At 33.9% G+C, this 15,145-nt stretch carries 17 protein-coding genes and 1 other RNA gene; 5 read left to right on the forward strand and 13 right to left on the reverse strand.

Annotated features, from left to right (window positions below; translation table 11 throughout):
• Window position 1: 1 nt before the first annotated feature.
• From NTU58_02490 to argS, 10 genes are all read right to left on the reverse strand, one after another.
• Entirely contained in the window at window positions 2-1,039 is a 1,038-nt protein-coding gene (locus NTU58_02490; GenBank protein MCX6764554.1) for an AI-2E family transporter, read from the reverse strand.
• On the reverse strand, window positions 1,036-2,301 hold the full coding sequence (locus NTU58_02495; protein MCX6764555.1) for a pitrilysin family protein: 1,266 nt from the start codon (window positions 2,299-2,301) through the stop codon (window positions 1,036-1,038). The genes NTU58_02490 and NTU58_02495 overlap by 4 nt, the downstream gene beginning before the upstream one ends.
• Window positions 2,294-3,619, reverse strand: a complete 1,326-nt coding sequence (locus tag NTU58_02500) for a glycine--tRNA ligase (GenBank protein ID MCX6764556.1) — start codon at window positions 3,617-3,619, stop codon at window positions 2,294-2,296. Before NTU58_02500 ends, NTU58_02495 begins: the two co-directional genes overlap by 8 nt.
• 113 nt (window positions 3,620-3,732) lie before the next feature.
• Entirely contained in the window at window positions 3,733-4,131 is a 399-nt protein-coding gene (locus tag NTU58_02505; protein MCX6764557.1) for a hypothetical protein, read from the reverse strand.
• Between the two features lie 173 nt (window positions 4,132-4,304).
• Complete coding sequence (locus NTU58_02510) at window positions 4,305-5,960, reverse strand: hypothetical protein (GenBank protein MCX6764558.1); 1,656 nt, start codon at window positions 5,958-5,960, stop codon at window positions 4,305-4,307.
• Window positions 5,961-5,997: 37 nt separating this feature from the next.
• Window positions 5,998-6,279, reverse strand: coding sequence for a GIY-YIG nuclease family protein (locus tag NTU58_02515; GenBank protein ID MCX6764559.1), 282 nt, complete (start codon window positions 6,277-6,279; stop codon window positions 5,998-6,000).
• A 20-nt stretch (window positions 6,280-6,299) separates the two neighbouring features.
• Entirely contained in the window at window positions 6,300-7,028 is a 729-nt protein-coding gene (gene recO / locus NTU58_02520; protein ID MCX6764560.1) for a DNA repair protein RecO, read from the reverse strand.
• A 6-nt stretch (window positions 7,029-7,034) separates the two neighbouring features.
• Complete coding sequence (gene ileS / locus NTU58_02525; GenBank protein MCX6764561.1) at window positions 7,035-9,914, reverse strand: isoleucine--tRNA ligase; 2,880 nt, start codon at window positions 9,912-9,914, stop codon at window positions 7,035-7,037.
• Window positions 9,915-9,921: 7 nt separating this feature from the next.
• Window positions 9,922-10,479: a histidine phosphatase family protein gene (locus NTU58_02530; GenBank protein ID MCX6764562.1), complete on the reverse strand. Its 558-nt coding sequence runs from the start codon at window positions 10,477-10,479 to the stop codon at window positions 9,922-9,924.
• 1 nt (window position 10,480) lies between these two features.
• Window positions 10,481-12,076 carry an arginine--tRNA ligase gene (gene argS / locus NTU58_02535; protein ID MCX6764563.1) on the reverse strand — a complete coding sequence of 532 codons (1,596 nt, stop codon included), beginning with the start codon at window positions 12,074-12,076 and terminating at the stop codon, window positions 10,481-10,483.
• 140 nt (window positions 12,077-12,216) lie between these two features.
• On the opposite strand from argS, the gene smpB reads away from it, so the two are divergent.
• The 5 genes from smpB (at window position 12,217) to rplT (ending at window position 14,127) form a co-directional block, all read left to right on the forward strand.
• Window positions 12,217-12,675, forward strand: a complete 459-nt coding sequence (smpB, locus tag NTU58_02540; protein ID MCX6764564.1) for an SsrA-binding protein SmpB — start codon at window positions 12,217-12,219, stop codon at window positions 12,673-12,675.
• A gap of 11 nt (window positions 12,676-12,686) precedes the next feature.
• Window positions 12,687-13,034: a transfer-messenger RNA gene (gene ssrA, locus NTU58_02545) on the forward strand.
• A 58-nt stretch (window positions 13,035-13,092) separates the two neighbouring features.
• Window positions 13,093-13,593, forward strand: coding sequence for a translation initiation factor IF-3 (gene infC / locus NTU58_02550; protein ID MCX6764565.1), 501 nt, complete (start codon window positions 13,093-13,095; stop codon window positions 13,591-13,593).
• Window positions 13,583-13,771 carry a 50S ribosomal protein L35 gene (gene rpmI, locus NTU58_02555; protein ID MCX6764566.1) on the forward strand — a complete coding sequence of 63 codons (189 nt, stop codon included), beginning with the start codon at window positions 13,583-13,585 and terminating at the stop codon, window positions 13,769-13,771. Before infC ends, rpmI begins: the two co-directional genes overlap by 11 nt.
• Window positions 13,772-13,776: 5 nt before the next feature.
• The gene (rplT, locus tag NTU58_02560; protein MCX6764567.1) at window positions 13,777-14,127 is read left to right on the forward strand and encodes a 50S ribosomal protein L20; all 351 of its coding nucleotides are present in this window, start codon (window positions 13,777-13,779) and stop codon (window positions 14,125-14,127) included.
• An 8-nt stretch (window positions 14,128-14,135) separates the two neighbouring features.
• On the opposite strand, the gene NTU58_02565 is transcribed toward rplT, so the two are convergent.
• Genes NTU58_02565 through NTU58_02575 form a run of 3 tightly spaced genes read right to left on the reverse strand, consistent with a single transcriptional unit; the run spans window position 14,136 to window position 15,131 of the window.
• Complete coding sequence (locus tag NTU58_02565) at window positions 14,136-14,429, reverse strand: hypothetical protein (GenBank protein ID MCX6764568.1); 294 nt, start codon at window positions 14,427-14,429, stop codon at window positions 14,136-14,138.
• Window positions 14,430-14,443: 14 nt separating this feature from the next.
• On the reverse strand, window positions 14,444-14,749 hold the full coding sequence (locus tag NTU58_02570) for an MGMT family protein (GenBank protein ID MCX6764569.1): 306 nt from the start codon (window positions 14,747-14,749) through the stop codon (window positions 14,444-14,446).
• Window positions 14,694-15,131 carry an NUDIX domain-containing protein gene (locus NTU58_02575; GenBank protein ID MCX6764570.1) on the reverse strand — a complete coding sequence of 146 codons (438 nt, stop codon included), beginning with the start codon at window positions 15,129-15,131 and terminating at the stop codon, window positions 14,694-14,696. Before NTU58_02575 ends, NTU58_02570 begins: the two co-directional genes overlap by 56 nt.
• Window positions 15,132-15,145: the final 14 nt, after the last annotated feature.

A 15,145-nucleotide genomic window follows, 5' to 3' on the forward strand; every position in this document is an offset into this window, starting at 1 on the left:
TTTAGATTACCAGTTTATTTTTCTCTTTTAAAAAATCTTTAAAAAACTCGAATAAAATTGCCAGCAAGGGAACAAATAAAATTATTCCGGCGATGCCCCAAATTTTTCCGCCAATAAACAACCCAACTAAAACTAAAAGGGGCGAAACATTTATCATTTTTTTAGATATTGCCGGAAACAAAACCATATTTTCAATTGCCCCAATCGACCACATTGCTATTAATATTAAAATTCCCTTAAAAATATTATCTACCGAAACCACCATAAAAATTATAATTGCGGCTATTGCCGGACCAACGATTGGAATAAAATCCGATAAACCGAAAAGAACTCCTAAGGAAACCGGGTAGTCAATGTTTATAAGCCTGAAAGCCAAACAAGAACTTAAACCAATAAAAATAACACCCACAATCCTCATCAAAAACCAACCGATGACTTTTTCTTTCGAATTCTTCCAAAGGCTTAAAAAATGCTCTTCGTATTTTTTAGGAAGAAAAAATTTTAAAATTCTTTCTATGAAATTTTTTTCCAAGGATATAAAAATAGCCATACTGACGGTAAAAAAAGCGGAAAAAATACCGCCAAAAATAATTAAAACAGTGCTAAAAATATCCTGGCTCATTCCCAGAAAATGTTTTTTAATAATGTCTAAAACGTTTCCAGTGCTTGAAATTTTTTCCAATCCAAGCTCCTGAAATATCGGAGAAGCTTTTTCAAAATAAATTGGAAACTTTTGCGGGAAAACCTGAGAAAAATGCTGAATTTCAGAAATTAAAAATGGCAAGGATATATAAATAGCCAAACTAAAAACACTAAAGATCAAAAAATAAACAAAAATTACGGCAAAAAGCCTGGAAATTTTTCTTTTTGTCAAAATTTCAATGGCCGGTTCAAATAAAATAGAAATAACCAAGGCAAAAACGAACCAGACAAGCAAGCTTTTTATTAAGTAAAGAAAATAAATAACGATAATTACCGCTAAAATTTTAAAAATTGCCGACCAAGAAATATCTATTTTTTTTATTTCAATGTTGCTCATATTTTTAATAATTTATTAAATTTTTCTTTATTTTTGAACGGCCCGATTAAAGCCAAGTTTAATTTTTCCGGTTTGAAAATATCTTTAGCTAATTTTTGAATATCGCCAACGGTTACTGCATCAACTTTTTTAAATATTTCTTCAGGATTTAAAATTTTACCGGTTAATAATTCCTGGTCAGTATAGAAAGAAGCTTGAGCATCAGAAGATTCCAAAGACAAGGTCAAATTTCCTTTTATGTTTTCTTTTGCTTTTTGCAACTCGGATTTATCTATCTTTTTATTTTTAAAAGACTGGTATTCTTTAAGGATTAATTTTATTGCCTCCTCAACCCTATTATTATCTACCCCAGTCCAAGTAACCAAATAACCAGTATCGGTGTAAGATTCTGATGAAGTTCTGACATAATAAGTTAGCCCCTTTTTATCTCTCATTAAGATAAAAAGCCTGGAGCTCATAAATCCTCCTAAAATTTTAGCTAGTAGCGCTTGAGCAATTCTTTGGGGTTGAAAAAGATTAAACCCTCTTACTCCCAGGGCTATCTGGGTTTGGCCGGCATCTTTAAAATGAAGCGCGGCTTCGGGTTTCTTCTGTTTTTCAATTACTTTTAATTTTGACTTCGGATTTCTTGTATTTATATTTTTAAAATACTTATTAATTTTTTTCTCAACAATTTTTGAGTTTATGTTCCCGGCAATACAAATTATAATATTTTTTGAAGAATAATAATTTTTTAAATAATCTAAAAAATTAGGTCTTTTAAGTTTCATTATGTTTTCTTTTTCCCCGCCCAACGACCAACCAGCCGGCTGATTTTTATAAAGCATCTCTTCCCAAAAATCCTCGATATAAACAATCGGCGTATCAAAACGTAAATTTAGCTCTTCAACAATCACTCCTTTTTCGTTTTCAATTTCTTTTTCTCCAAGTTTTGAATTTAATAAAATATCCGAAACCCAATCCAACAATAAATCTAAATATTTTGAATCTGCTTTTGCCCAATAACCGGTTTCTTCTTTACCGGTAAAAGCGTTATTGAACCCTCCGATTCTGTCTATTGTTTCGTTTATTTCTAAAGAACTGGGGCGCTTTTTTGTTCCTTTAAAAGACATGTGTTCTAAAAAATGAGAAATGCCGTTATTTTCCTTGGTTTCGTATTTTGAGCCGGTCCCCACTGTAACTAAAACAGTCACCGCCTTGGTGCCTTTCATCGGAATCGTAATTATTCTTAATCCGTTCGAAAGAGTAGTTTTTTTATACATTAATTTTGTCGGTTAAAAAAACGGCTAAATCTTTTATTTTTATTCTTTCCTGTTTCATCGTATCTCTGTCTCTGACAGTCACATCATCTTTTTCTAAAGTTTCAAAATCAATCGTTATCGCAAACAGAGTGCCTACTTCATCTTGTCTTCTATATCGGCGCCCGATTGAGCCCAATTCATCATACTGACAATTAAATTTATTTTTCAATATTTTATAAATTTCTTTTGCTTTTTTGACTAATTCAGGCTTATTTTTTACCAAAGGAAAAACAGCTGCTTTTATCGGAGATAATTGCTTGTTTAATTTAAGAATAGCTTCGCTTTCTTTGGCAGATTTGGTGGTTTCAGTTCTTCCGCCTTCAATTTCTTCATAAGCATCAATTAAAAAAGTTAAAAAGGTTCTGTCTACTCCGCCCGAAGTTTCAATAACATAGGGAATATATTTTTCTTTGGTTCCCTCGTCAAAATAACTCAAATCCTGGCCGCTGTTTTTGGCATGATTAGATAAATCCCAATCTCCCCGATTATGAATGCCTTCAATTTCTTTCCAGCCAAAGGGAAACTTATACTCAATATCAACGCCGGCTTTGGCATAATGAGCTAAATCTTTTTTCTCATGGTCTTTAAAACGCAAATTTTCTTTTTTAACCCCCAAAGCCAAATACCATTTCATTCTTTCTTCTTTCCAAAAATTAAACCACTTATCCGCTTCCTTGGGGTTGCAAAACCATTGAAGCTCCATCTGCTCAAATTCTCGGGTTCGATAAATAAAATCCTTGGGATTAATCTCGTTTCTGAAAGCTTTGCCGACTTGGCAAATACCGAAAGGAATTTTTAAACGCATAGAGAATAAAACATTGGAAAAATTCATATAAATTCCCTGGCAAGTTTCCGCCCTTAAATAGGTTTTTGAGGCTTCTTCTTCTACGGGTCCCACGAAAGTTTTCATCATTAAATTGAATTTTCTCGGTTTGGCTAATTCTCCCTCACATTCCGGGCAATTTTTATCTATTTGGTCGGCCCTGAATCTTTTTTTGCACTTTTTACATTCCACCAGTTCATCGGCAAACCCGGCGGCTAAATGTCCGGATGCCTCCCAAACCTTGGGCGACATTAAAATTGCCGCATCCAAACCCACGATGTTTTCTTTGTTTTTGGTCATTTCTTGCCACCAGGCTTCTTTGATATTTTTCTTCATTTCAACGCCAAGAGGGCCAAAATCATAGCAAGACCCAAATCCGCCGTAAATTTCAGACGAGGGAAAGATAAATCCCCTTCTTTTAGCTAAAGATACTATTTTTTCCATTAAATTTTCCATTGTTTCATTTTACATATTTTGCTGAAAAATAAAAGCCTTTTATCAAAAAAAACCGCTTTATTAGCGGCCTCCTGCCGAACCATATTAGAGCCTGTTTTAATCTATAAATTTAACTAAGATTTTTTATTTCCAAAAAGCATTATTAACCCTCCCGTGATTAAAAGCGTAGCGGGAATTAAAAAAAGATAATAAAAGTCATGTTTCCCATATAAAAAGTAATAAATAATAAACTGGTATAAAAGTATACTACCTCCAGTAATCATTAACAATCCACTAATAATTGGTTTTTTAAACGATATTATAATTGCAATTAAACCAAATATAATTGGAAAAATCCAAATAATAAATTGACGTAATAGGGACCAAATAAATAAAATTTTATCTACCATATGTAGAACTAGAATAATTTTAATATATAAATCTGATAAATAATCAGGGTAAAAAAAGTAAATCAAATACCCAGCAAAAATCGTCCCAGTTAAAACTAATATTATTGATAATCTATTTTTCATATTCTTTTATTCTACCACTTCGATAAACTCAGTGTAAACAAATCCCCTCTTTAAAAGGGGATTAGAACCTTTTCAGAGGATAATTTTACTTGGGTTTCGTGATTCACATCTTTTACCGAAAAATAAAAGCCTTCGGTTTTTTTGCCGAAGGACTTAAATCAATTTTAAAAAAATTATTTAACAATTCCTTTTTCGCTGCTCATATTGGGGTCATCGGGCAGGGTAGTATCGGTCGAAGAAGCTACAATTCTCAAAGTTTGTCCGGTCCACTGGTCCTCTCCTGAAAACTCAGCTTTGTTTATTAATAAAGCCGGATTTCCCCTTTGACTGGAATTTGGCGTTAAGGCAATTTGAAAAGTCATATTCGGGGCCGAGTTTAAAACTCCCCTACCGGGCTCCAAATCCCCGATATCCCAAACAATTTCCCGGGACTGAGAATCAAAAGTAAATTTTTGGGATTGGTCTTCCGGAAAAATTTTTCCGGTTAATTCAACGCCTGAGGGCAAAATTGTTCTTATTTTTGCGTTATTTAATTGATCGTAATGATTTTTTACATACCAGGTTACAGTATAAGTGGTTTGTTGGCCGACTTCGGGCGGCAAGGGCCCGGAATTTCCGAATGCTTCATCAAAAAATAAACCTCTTTGCAAAAATTCTAATTTTGAATTAATTTTTATCTCAAATTCTTCTCTGGCCTGGGAAAGAATAATTTTATCTTTGACAATCGGGTTTTTATCTTTATCAATGTCGGAAATTGTAAAATCTTTTTTCAACTCAACCCAAAACTCAACCCTGCCTTCTTTTTGGGCATCTAAAAATTTAAGGTCGGGATTTTTCTTTGAGTCAAAAATAATTGAATCGTCTCCCAGTGCATAATCTCCGGAAGTAGTTTTTATGCTTTCCAGGTCAAACATCTGGCCTTCCAGCTCAACTATCAAAAATAAATTTTCCAATGATTGTTGTCCTAAATTTTGAAAAAAAATTTCATAATGTAAAAGGTCTCCCGCATTGGCCGTAGACTGGGAAGAGCCGTTAATTTGCTGGGTAATTCTTAAATCCGGCTCTACGATTTCTACGCCTTTATATATTTCTTTTAATAAAATAAATTCTCCGTCCTGCCAGCTTCCCAGTTGGGCTTTAAAAATTTTTTGTTCTTTCAGGCCTCCGCTGATAACTCCTGCAATTTTTATTCTTCCTTTGTCGCTTTTATTTAAAGAGCCTATGTCCCATTCTTTCTGCTCAAGAGCCTTTGGCTCTGATTTTTTAAATTCAAATCCGGCGGGATATTCAATTTTTATACTTAAATTAGAAAGAGGAAAATCAGCGTAAGAAGAATAACTTATAATAAAATTAACATCTTTTCCGGATTTTATCGTTGAGGGCAAGTCATCAAAAGAAAAAGTTATGGGTACGTTTTTTATTATAGTGGTAAGCGTGGTCTTTGATTCATACTGGGCATTCAAGTTTTTTGGCTGGTAGCTAAGGCTGGCCTTAGCCTCTTTCGCTTCATTCTCTTTGCCTAAAAGCCGGCATTTAAAATGGATTGTTTTTTCTTCTCCGGGATAAATTGATTCTCCCAGCTGTTCTTTTCCCATTTCTTGTCTCAAGGATTTCCCTTCTTCTAAAATAGCAAGGGAAGGATATTCAAAAATCAATTTTGGGTTGTCCAAACGGATATCATCACTATTATTTTTGTACTTTACCAAATACTCAATTTCTTCTCCAATGCCTGTTTCCGATGGTCCCAAAATTTCCAATTTTAAAATATCTTTTGAATAAAGATTTTTTGAAGAATACCAATAACCGGCTATTCCCAGGAATATGGCCAAGAATATAATAAAAAAAGTAAACTTTCGCTTCACCCCGTTAGAAACCCTCGGCGAAAAAGAATTTTAATCTGTTTTTAAGGTATTTCCTACCCATACCAGATTTTAAATATCTTTCTCTTGCTCGGGCATCTTTTTGATTAATACTAATTTCGCAATATATTATTTTCCAAGGAACCCCATATTTTGTGGACCTATTTTTTATTAAATTATGGCTTAAAATTCTTTTTCGCAAATCTTTGGTTGAGCCTGTATACCAATGACCTTCTCTGTTATGCAAAACATAGACATACCATATCTTCGCGTTTCTAACGGGGTTCATATTTATTATTTTAACAGTTTTTAAGAAATATCTAAAGTATTGGAAAGATGGGAAAGATATTTTTCTGAAATTTCTTTCAGTTCCTCATTATTCTCTCCTTTGGTTTTTAATTTGGATAAAATCTTCCAGTTTTTCTTTAAAAAAACCCTTAAAAATTTAATCGTCTCCGGATTAATTTTTTCCCCTTTTTTTGTTTTTTTAAAACAATTTCCGCAAATCACACCGCCTTGTTCCGAATCAAAATAAAGATTTTTGGGCAATAATCTTTTTCTGCAGAAAATACATTTTTCAGTTTCCGGACAATACCCTAAAATTGAAAAAAAATTCCAAAGAAAATAATAAAAAACTATAAAATTAAACCGGGAAGGGCAATTATTCAATCTTTTAAAGGCCTCTAAGATTAGATTTCCAATTTTCTTATCCCTTTCCTCTCCTTTTATCAGCCTATCTGAAATTTCAGAAATCTCAACCGCTGTTTTTAATTTATCCAGGTCTTTTTCTATTTTTTTAAATCTTTCAATTCTAACCGCATCAGTTAAAGTTTTATATACTTTCCCCTGGATAAATTCAACCTCTGCCAGATAAAAAGGCTGAATTGAAGCCCTTAGTTTTGATTTTATTTTCCTTATTGATTTTCCTAAAATTTTAAGCTTTCCGAAATTTTTGGTAAAAATGGTAAAAAGTTGGTCCGATTCTCCCCTATCTTCTTTTTTTAAAACAAAACCCAAGGTTCTGTAATGAACGAACATGTTTTTTTAAATTTTCTTTATTGCCAGCCACAAATTTTCCTGATCGATTTTCATTTCTATTTCTACGTCAAAAGCCAGTTTTGGCTTTTCTCCGAGTTCAAACTTCTCCGCTTTTGATTCTTTCAAAATAAAATCTTTGTTCTTGCTTAAAATACCGTTTAACTTCGGGGAAGCCGTATATTGAATTTGAACCCTGTGTCTGGGCTTATAATCGGCTTTTTTTCTCATTACTTGAATTTGCCTTAAAACTTCCCTCACCATCCCTTCTTCTCTCAGTTCTTCGCTTATTTTAAAGTCCAATTCTATTTCTTTTTTAATTTTATTGTCAAAAACTATATTTTTTACATTAACCTCGTCTTTGATTAATTCCAATAATGCTTTTTCTTCTTTTAAAAATTCATTTTTTATTTTCAATTCACTCAAGGGCTGTCTGACCCTTATGTTGGCTGATTTTCTTTCAGAAAGAGCGATGGCCACAATTTCTCTTATTTTTTTCATTTTATCTTCCAGGTCTTTATTTATTTCTTTCTCTTTAAAGATTGGCCAATCGCATAAATGAACGGACTCGGGCAGGTCTTTTGTTTTTAACTCTTGATAAAAATTTTCGGCGAAAAAGGGAACGGTCGGAGCTATTAATTTCATCAGATTAAGCAAAATGAAATGCAGTGTTTCTCGAGCTTCTTTTTTTTCTTTTTCATTTTCCGGCCTTTGAAATCTTTTTCTTGACCTTCTTATGTACCAAAGGGATAAATCTTCAATAAAAAAATTTTCAATCAATCCAATTGTTTTGGCCAAATCATATCGCTCAAAAGATTGGGTGACTTCTTTTATCAAGCTGTTAAAAGAAGATATAATCCATTTGTCCAAAATATTGTTTGAGCCGGAAAATTCTTTTTGAACGGCTTTTATTTCTTCTTTTGAAACATAGGTCTCAAAAAAAGTGAAACTGTTCCAAAGATTAAAAATTTTCTTTTTAAATTCATCGGCAACCTTATAGCCGAACATTAAATTTAAAGCCGGATTAGGACTTGAATACATCCATCTCATAATGTCGGCCCCTATAATTTCTACCGCATCGTCAAACCAAATGGCGTTTCCTTTGGATTTATGCATCTCTTCGCCTTTTTCATCCTTTACTAAAGCGTAACCGAAAATGGTTTTAACCGGAGCCTTGTCTTCCAAAACAACGCTCATCACCAGAATGGAATAAAACCAATTTTTAAACTGGCCCGGGAAAGATTCGCAAACCAATTCAATCGGAAACCATTTTTTCCAATAATCTTTGTCGGAAAAATATCTCATTGTAGAAAAAGGAACAATGCCGGCGTCCAGCCAGGGGTTCCCAACGTCTAAAATCCGGGAAACCGATTTTTTGCATTTTGAACATTTTATTTTTACTTCATCTATCCAGGGCTTATGAGGGGAATGGCCATCAAATTTTTCCCAGCCTGCAATTGCCCTTTCTTTCAACTCCTCTTTAGAACCTATCACTTCAAAATTCCCGCATTCTTTACATTCATAAATCGGCAGAGCCAAGCCCCAGTAACGTTTTTTGGAAATTAACCAGTCCTGCATGTTTTTTAACCAATCCAGCTCTCTTTCCAAGCCGAAAGAAGGAATCCATTTTATCTGTTTTGCGGCTTTAATTAACCTTTCCCTTGTTTTTTCCATTGAAATATACCATTCATTAACCAATCGGAATATCAGTTCTGATTTACACCTCCAGCAGGTCGGATAACGGTGTTTATAGTCTTCAATCTTAAAAACAAAATCTTTTTTGGCTAAGTCTTTGAAAATTAAATTATTCGTTTCTGTCACCAATTTCGAACTTAAGGAGCCGAAACCTTTTTTATATTTGCTTTCCTGGTCAGTCGGATTGATTACCGGCAATTTTAGCTCTTTGCTTAGTTTAAAATCTTCCTGGCCGCAGCCCGGAGCCATATGGACAATGCCCGTTCCTTCTTCAATATTCACCTCTTTCCATAATACAATTTGATGTTTATAGCTTTTAAGGCTTTTTTTAACTTCAGCAAGCTCGTCAAATAATCCTTTGTATTTTAAGCCCTTTAAACTCTTTCCCTTAATGGTTTTAATTATTTTTCCTTCTGGAATTAAATTTGATTTTTCTTTAAGTAAAATAAAAACATCTCCCTTTTCATCTTTGACCTCTACGTAATCCAAGTCTGGGTGAACGGCTAAAGCAACGTTAGCCGGTAAAGTCCAGGGAGTAGTTGTCCAGGCAAGGAAAAAAATGTTTTTCTTGCCAACGAGCGCCAATTTTATAAAAATTGCCTTGTGAATTATTTCTTTATATTCTTCGGTTAAAATCTCGTGCTGGGAAATTGCCGTTCCGCAACGCAAGCACCAAGGCACCACGTCCTGGCCTTTGTATAGAAGCCCTTCCTGCCAGCATTTTTTTAAAAAATTCCAGATAGCGTAATTGTTTTCTTCCGACATCGTATAATAAGAGTTTTCCCAATCCATCCATTGGCCCAGCCTGATCGACTGGTCGGTCTGAATTTTTGAGTATTTTTTTACCCTTTCCTTGCAAAGATTAACGAATTTTTCAACGCCGAATTTTTCAATATCTTTTTTTGATTTAAAACCAAGCTCTTTTTCCACTTCTACCTCCACCCAAAGCCCCTGGCAGTCAAAACCGTTTTGGAATCTCAGGTCAAACCCCTGCATCGCTTTTTGCCTCTGGAAAACGTCTTTATAGGTTCTGCCCCAGGCGTGGTGGACGCCCATAGGGTTGTTGGCCGTGATGGGACCGTCCAAAAAAGACCAGGGTTCTTTGCCTCGGTTCTTTTCGCGAAGTTTTTCAAAAATTTTCCTTTCTTTCCAAAAATTTAAAATTTTTTTCTCATTTTCCGGAAAATTCAACATATTTTTATTAGATTTCTCTTATTTCTCCAGTCTTCTGCATTTTTATCTCTAAAAGTTTTTCTCTGTCTCTAATGTTTTTTAATAATCCCTCCATAAGCCATAGGGTGTCTCCGTGGCTGACAACTAAAATATTTTTGTTTTTATATTTTTCTTCAATCTCATCTAAAAAATCTTTGACTCTTTTTTCAATATCATTCCAGTTTTCGCCTTTTGGAGGTCTTTTAATAAACTTTTCTTTTATTTGGGAAAAAAAATTACGGTATTCTTCTTTTTTCTTGTTGCCGAAGACCCCGAAATTAGTATCTCTAAGCCGGCTGTCCAAAATTATATCACTTCCAATTTCTTTGCCAACTATTTGGGCGGTTTGGCGGGCTCTGGAAGCATCCGAAGAAAAAATTATATCTATTTTTTTATTTTTTAATTTTTGAGCGGCAGTTCTTGCCTCTTCTTTCCCCTTATCTGTAAGCAAAATAAGGGATATTTCCGGCCAGGGGTATACTGTGTCCGGAAATTCGGATTGATAAAAATTTTGGCCGTGCCTTAGCAAAAAATATTTGTTTTTCATATTACATTTCCTCGGGAGCTGAAATTCCCATTAAATCTAAGCTATTCTTTAAAACTATTTTTGTAGCCAGAACCAAAGATAATCTTGCCCTGGTTAACTCTTTGTCTTTGGAAATCACCCGACAGTCCTTGTAAAATTTATGAAAAGCAGCGGCTAAATCTGACGCATGCTGAGGAATTCTTTGAATTTGATAATTCTTAGCAATATCCTCAACAATTTCAGGAAACCTGATTAATTCTTTAATTAATTCTAATTCGCTTGGATGAATAAGCAGTTTTAAGTTTTGCTTGCCCGTCGAAGCCTTGGCGAAAGCGGAAGTTTTAATTTTTTTTATAATACTGCAAATTCTGGCATGGGCATATTGAATATAATAAACCGGATTTTTTTCGGATTTTTCTTTTGCCAAATCAAAATCAAAAATTAATTGACTGCTCGGATTTCGGGTTAAAAAGAAAAATCTTACCACGTCCGGTCCCAAACCCTCAATTAATTCTTGGAGGGTTTTGTAAACGCCTTCTCTCTTAGACATCCTCAGGTTTTGGCCGCTCCATATTATGGAAACCATCTGCATTATTATAATTTCTACTTGCTCTTTTTTATATCCCAATGCCTCTGCTGCTGATTTAATCCTGTTAATGTAGCCATGATGGTCAGCTCCCCAAAAAAATATCAACTTCTCAAAATTTCTTTCAAATTTATTTTTTAAATAAGCGATATCCGAAGCAATGTAAGTTTTTTCGTTGCTAGATTTAACTAAAACCCTGTCTTTATCATCGCCAAATTGAGTTGATTTAAACCATAAAGCTCCTTCTCTTTCAAAAGTTAATCCTTTGTTTTTCAAATAATCCAAGACCTTATCTACTTCCTTGTTTTTATATAAACTTTCTTCTGAAAACCATGCATCAAACTCTATTCCCATTTCTTTAATGGTCTTTTTTATGCCCCATTCTTTTCCCAGCAATTCACTGTTCAAAATCATTTTAGCGGCTTTTTTGCCTACTCTTTCCGGGTCGCTTCCTTTTATTTTCTCTTTTAACTCATTAATGTATTCACCTTTATAAACAGCCTGGTCGTCTCCAATCACTGAATGTCCCAGCTTTCTAATTTGCTCTCCGGTGTCGTTAACGTAATATTCTCTTTTTGCTTTAAAGCCGGATTTGTTTAAAATACTTGTCAAAACATCTCCGCAAAAACCTCCCCGGCCGTTCCCCAAGGTTAAAGGACCTGTCGGATTGGCTGAAACAAACTCTACGTTTATTTTTTTATTCTTGCCAATCTTCAAATTTCCGAACTTATTTTTTTGTTTTAAAATTTCTTTCAAATTGTCTTGCAAGCAATTTGCGGAAAGAAAAAAGTTTATAAAAATCGGGTTTTCAAACTTAACGTCCGAAAAATACCCCTTGAAATCCGGTAATTTTTTAATATAATTTACTATCTTTGCCTGTTCTTCGACAGCCAAACCCCTGACATTCGCCGTGTAGTCGCCGTGTTCTTTTTGCGATGTTCTCGTAATGTCAATTTTGATTCTAAAAGCCTTATCGGAAAATAAATTTTTACAGGAATTTTCAACTAATTCCCTGATTTTTTCTCTAATCATTAAGTTCAGTCTATCGTATTTTACTTAAAATTTAAAGAGTTTAATGTTAAGCTTAAGATAATGACAACAATTTCTGAAAACCCCGCACCGTCCCGATAAATCGGGGAGGTACGGGGCAAGTAAAAAAGCTTATAAAACTTATGGCAACTCTTGCTGACAATAAAAAAGCTTACTACGATTATGAAGTCCTGGAAAAATTTGAAGCAGGAATTTTTTTGCTTGGCCAGGAAGTAAAATCAATAAAACTGGGAAGAATAAATTTAGGAGGCTCTTATGTGGTTTTAAAACAATCGGAAAAAAATCCGGAAGTTTTTTTAATCGGGTGCAGCGTTCCACCTTATCAACCGAAAAACTCGCCCGCAGATTACGACCCCCAGCGCTCTCGAAAGCTCTTGTTAAAAAGAGAAGAAATCAAATATTTAATCGGAAAATCAAGCCAAAGAGGGTTGACAATAATCCCTTTAAAAGCTTATACTAAAAAAGGCAAAATAAAGATAGAAATCGGGATTGCGAAAGGAAAGAAAAAATTCGATAAAAAAGAGCTGATAAAAAAAAGGGACACAGACCGGGAAATTAAAAGAGCAATCAATCAAAGTTAAAAATTTAATACGGGGACGAACAGATTCGACAGGAATTTTATTTTTGAATAATCAAGCCGAGTCCTCCGGAATTCTCGTTAAACTTCCGGAAAATGATAAGTGTCAACTTATTCAAAAAACCCGCTTTAGCTTTTGCTTAAAGCCATCTATTTTAGTGACTCTCGATAGCTAAAAATAGGTGTCAAAAATCGAGATGAGCAGTAGCTTTCGTTTCAAAGCGCCTGCCGAAATGAATGAAACTAGGAATCTGAAATTTTACTTATTTTAAACTCAGATTCCAAAAATAAAAATAAGTTAAGTTTGTAGAATTATTCAAAAAAAATTTCTGGACGAGGGTTCAATTCCCTCCGTCTCCACAACGTACAAAAAACCTTAAAAAGGGTTAATTTTTTAAAAAATCTGTTTAAAAAACCACTCATCAACAATCAAATAAGGAGCAGGTCCGTCAGAGTAGTGGACGAAACCGGAGGGCAGCTCGGAATTATGGAGTTAGAAAGGGCTTTGAAGCTAAGCATAGAAAAAGGCCTGGATTTAATCCAAGTCACCGAAAAAGTGGAGCCGCCGGTTTGCCGGATAATGGATTATGGAAAATATATCTATCATCAGGAAAAGAAAAACAAAAAACTAAGCAAAAAATCCGGAGAATTAAAACAAATAAGATTGGGCTTTAATATTTCCCTGCATGACTTGGAAACCAAAGCCAATTTGGCTGAAAAGTTTTTCAAAAAGGGCGACAAGGTAAGAATTGGAATGCGCTTAAGGGGAAGGGAAAGGGCTTTTGGTAATCTGGCTAAAGAAAAAATAAATAATTTTTTAAAAATATTAAACGAAAAAATTCCGTTTAAAGTCGAAAAGGAATTAAAAATGATTTCATGCAGTTTATCAATGATTATTGCTAAAAAAGACCATGAAAACTAGAAAATCAATCTCTAAAAGATTCAAAATCACAAAAACCGGCAAGGTTCTGAGAAGAGCTACCGGTCAGGACCATTTCCGGGCCAAAAAATCCGGAGAAAGAATAAGAAAAGGCAGAAAATGGATAAAAATTGAGGGTTCCCTGGCTAAAGAAATAAAGAAATTAATTAATAATTCATAAATATTATGGCAAGAGTAAAAAGATGGAAGGCTGCCCATAAAAAAAAGAAGAAATTTCTAAAACAGACCAAGGGCTTCAAATGGGGAAGAAAATCAAAATACAGGGCGGCGCAGGAAGCAATGCTTCACGCCGGCACTCACGCCTTTGTAGACAGAAAAAAGAAAAAAAGAAACTTCCGGGGCCTCTGGCAAATCCAGATTGCGGCTTTTTGCAAACAAAACAATTTATCTTACAGTAGATTCATCTATGGATTAAAAAAAAACAAGATTGAAATTGACAGAAAAATTCTGGCGGAATTGGGCCAAAAATATCCCAAAATTATGGAAAAAATTATAAAGAATTGCTTGAGTGAATGAAAATCATGTTAAAACAAAAAAACTAGCTCTTCTATTTGAAGAGCTTTTTTGTTTAATGATTCAAGACGTTTCTCTCCTTCTATTCTTTTGTCTATCACTTTGTATTGAATAGAAGTAAAAAACTTCTTTAAATCAGTGGATAGAGCCATTATCTCAAAAAAAACTTCTATCGATTTTTCAATTTCTATCGGATCTTTGTTCCCGCGAATATCCAATTTTTCTATTTCAAAAAAATTTGCCTTTCCAACGGTTTCTTTTATTTGTTCCAGCTGATTTTTCGTTTGTTTCAGTTCCTCGAGCATCTTTTTTTCTCTCCTTATTTTTTTGTCAAAGAAAGATTCTTTATTATAAAACCTTCTTTTTTTAAAAGCAATATTTTTTTATTTGTTCCTTTATTATAACCGCCGATTTTCCCGTCAGATTTCACGACTCGGTGACAAGGAATATCAAGTTCTCTGTTTTTATTCAAAATATTACCAACTGCCCGCCAAGCCCTAGGAAAACCGGCCAGCTCCGCTACTTTTTTATAATTTAAAACTTTGCCTTTGGGAATTTTTCTTACAATATCATAAACTCTTTTCTGAAAGGAAATTATCGGCTTTTTTAAGAATTTCTTTGGCATTTTTAAAAGAAAGTTGATTTAGGGCCTTTTCATAAGATAACCATTTAAAACCTAAATGCTCGAAAGATATTTTTATTTTTTTAGCTTTAGTTTTAACAAGAAAAAAAACAACAATTTTAAAAATGTTTTTTTCTTTAAACTTGAAAAAATATTTAATTGTTTCCTTAAAGCCGGGAATAAATTTAATCTCCTTTAGTCCTGTTTCTTCTTCTATTTCCCTTTTAGCTGTTTCTTCCAGCTTTTCCCCTTTTTCAATATGGCCTTTTGGCAAATCCCAATATTCCTTTGGCGCTTTTCCGGAACAAGGATAACGCAATAATAAATATCTAATTTCCTTGTCTTTTGTAAAAATTATTGCTCCGGCTGATTTTTCTAATAACATAAACTAAACAATAA

Source organism: Candidatus Nealsonbacteria bacterium (genome assembly GCA_026396195.1).
Taxonomy (GTDB): Bacteria; Patescibacteriota; Minisyncoccia; order Minisyncoccales; family JAGGXC01; genus JAPLXH01.

Bases quoted from the DNA above. Each gene is read 5' to 3' on its own strand.
- NTU58_02490 (MCX6764554.1), bottom strand. From the start codon at position 1,039: ATGAGCAACATTGAAATAAAAAAAATAGATATTTCTTGGTCGGCAATT.
- NTU58_02495 (MCX6764555.1), bottom strand. From the start codon at position 2,301: ATGTATAAAAAAACTACTCTTTCGAACGGATTAAGAATAATTACGATT.
- NTU58_02500 (MCX6764556.1), bottom strand. From the start codon at position 3,619: ATGGAAAATTTAATGGAAAAAATAGTATCTTTAGCTAAAAGAAGGGGA.
- NTU58_02505 (MCX6764557.1), bottom strand. From the start codon at position 4,131: ATGAAAAATAGATTATCAATAATATTAGTTTTAACTGGGACGATTTTT.
- NTU58_02515 (MCX6764559.1), bottom strand. From the start codon at position 6,279: ATGAACCCCGTTAGAAACGCGAAGATATGGTATGTCTATGTTTTGCAT.
- recO (MCX6764560.1), bottom strand. From the start codon at position 7,028: ATGTTCGTTCATTACAGAACCTTGGGTTTTGTTTTAAAAAAAGAAGAT.
- ileS (MCX6764561.1), bottom strand. From the start codon at position 9,914: ATGTTGAATTTTCCGGAAAATGAGAAAAAAATTTTAAATTTTTGGAAA.
- NTU58_02530 (MCX6764562.1), bottom strand. From the start codon at position 10,479: ATGAAAAACAAATATTTTTTGCTAAGGCACGGCCAAAATTTTTATCAA.
- argS (MCX6764563.1), bottom strand. From the start codon at position 12,076: ATGATTAGAGAAAAAATCAGGGAATTAGTTGAAAATTCCTGTAAAAAT.
- smpB (MCX6764564.1), top strand. From the start codon at position 12,217: ATGGCAACTCTTGCTGACAATAAAAAAGCTTACTACGATTATGAAGTC.
- rpmI (MCX6764566.1), top strand. From the start codon at position 13,583: ATGAAAACTAGAAAATCAATCTCTAAAAGATTCAAAATCACAAAAACC.
- rplT (MCX6764567.1), top strand. From the start codon at position 13,777: ATGGCAAGAGTAAAAAGATGGAAGGCTGCCCATAAAAAAAAGAAGAAA.
- NTU58_02565 (MCX6764568.1), bottom strand. From the start codon at position 14,429: ATGCTCGAGGAACTGAAACAAACGAAAAATCAGCTGGAACAAATAAAA.
- NTU58_02570 (MCX6764569.1), bottom strand. From the start codon at position 14,749: ATGCCAAAGAAATTCTTAAAAAAGCCGATAATTTCCTTTCAGAAAAGA.
- NTU58_02575 (MCX6764570.1), bottom strand. From the start codon at position 15,131: ATGTTATTAGAAAAATCAGCCGGAGCAATAATTTTTACAAAAGACAAG.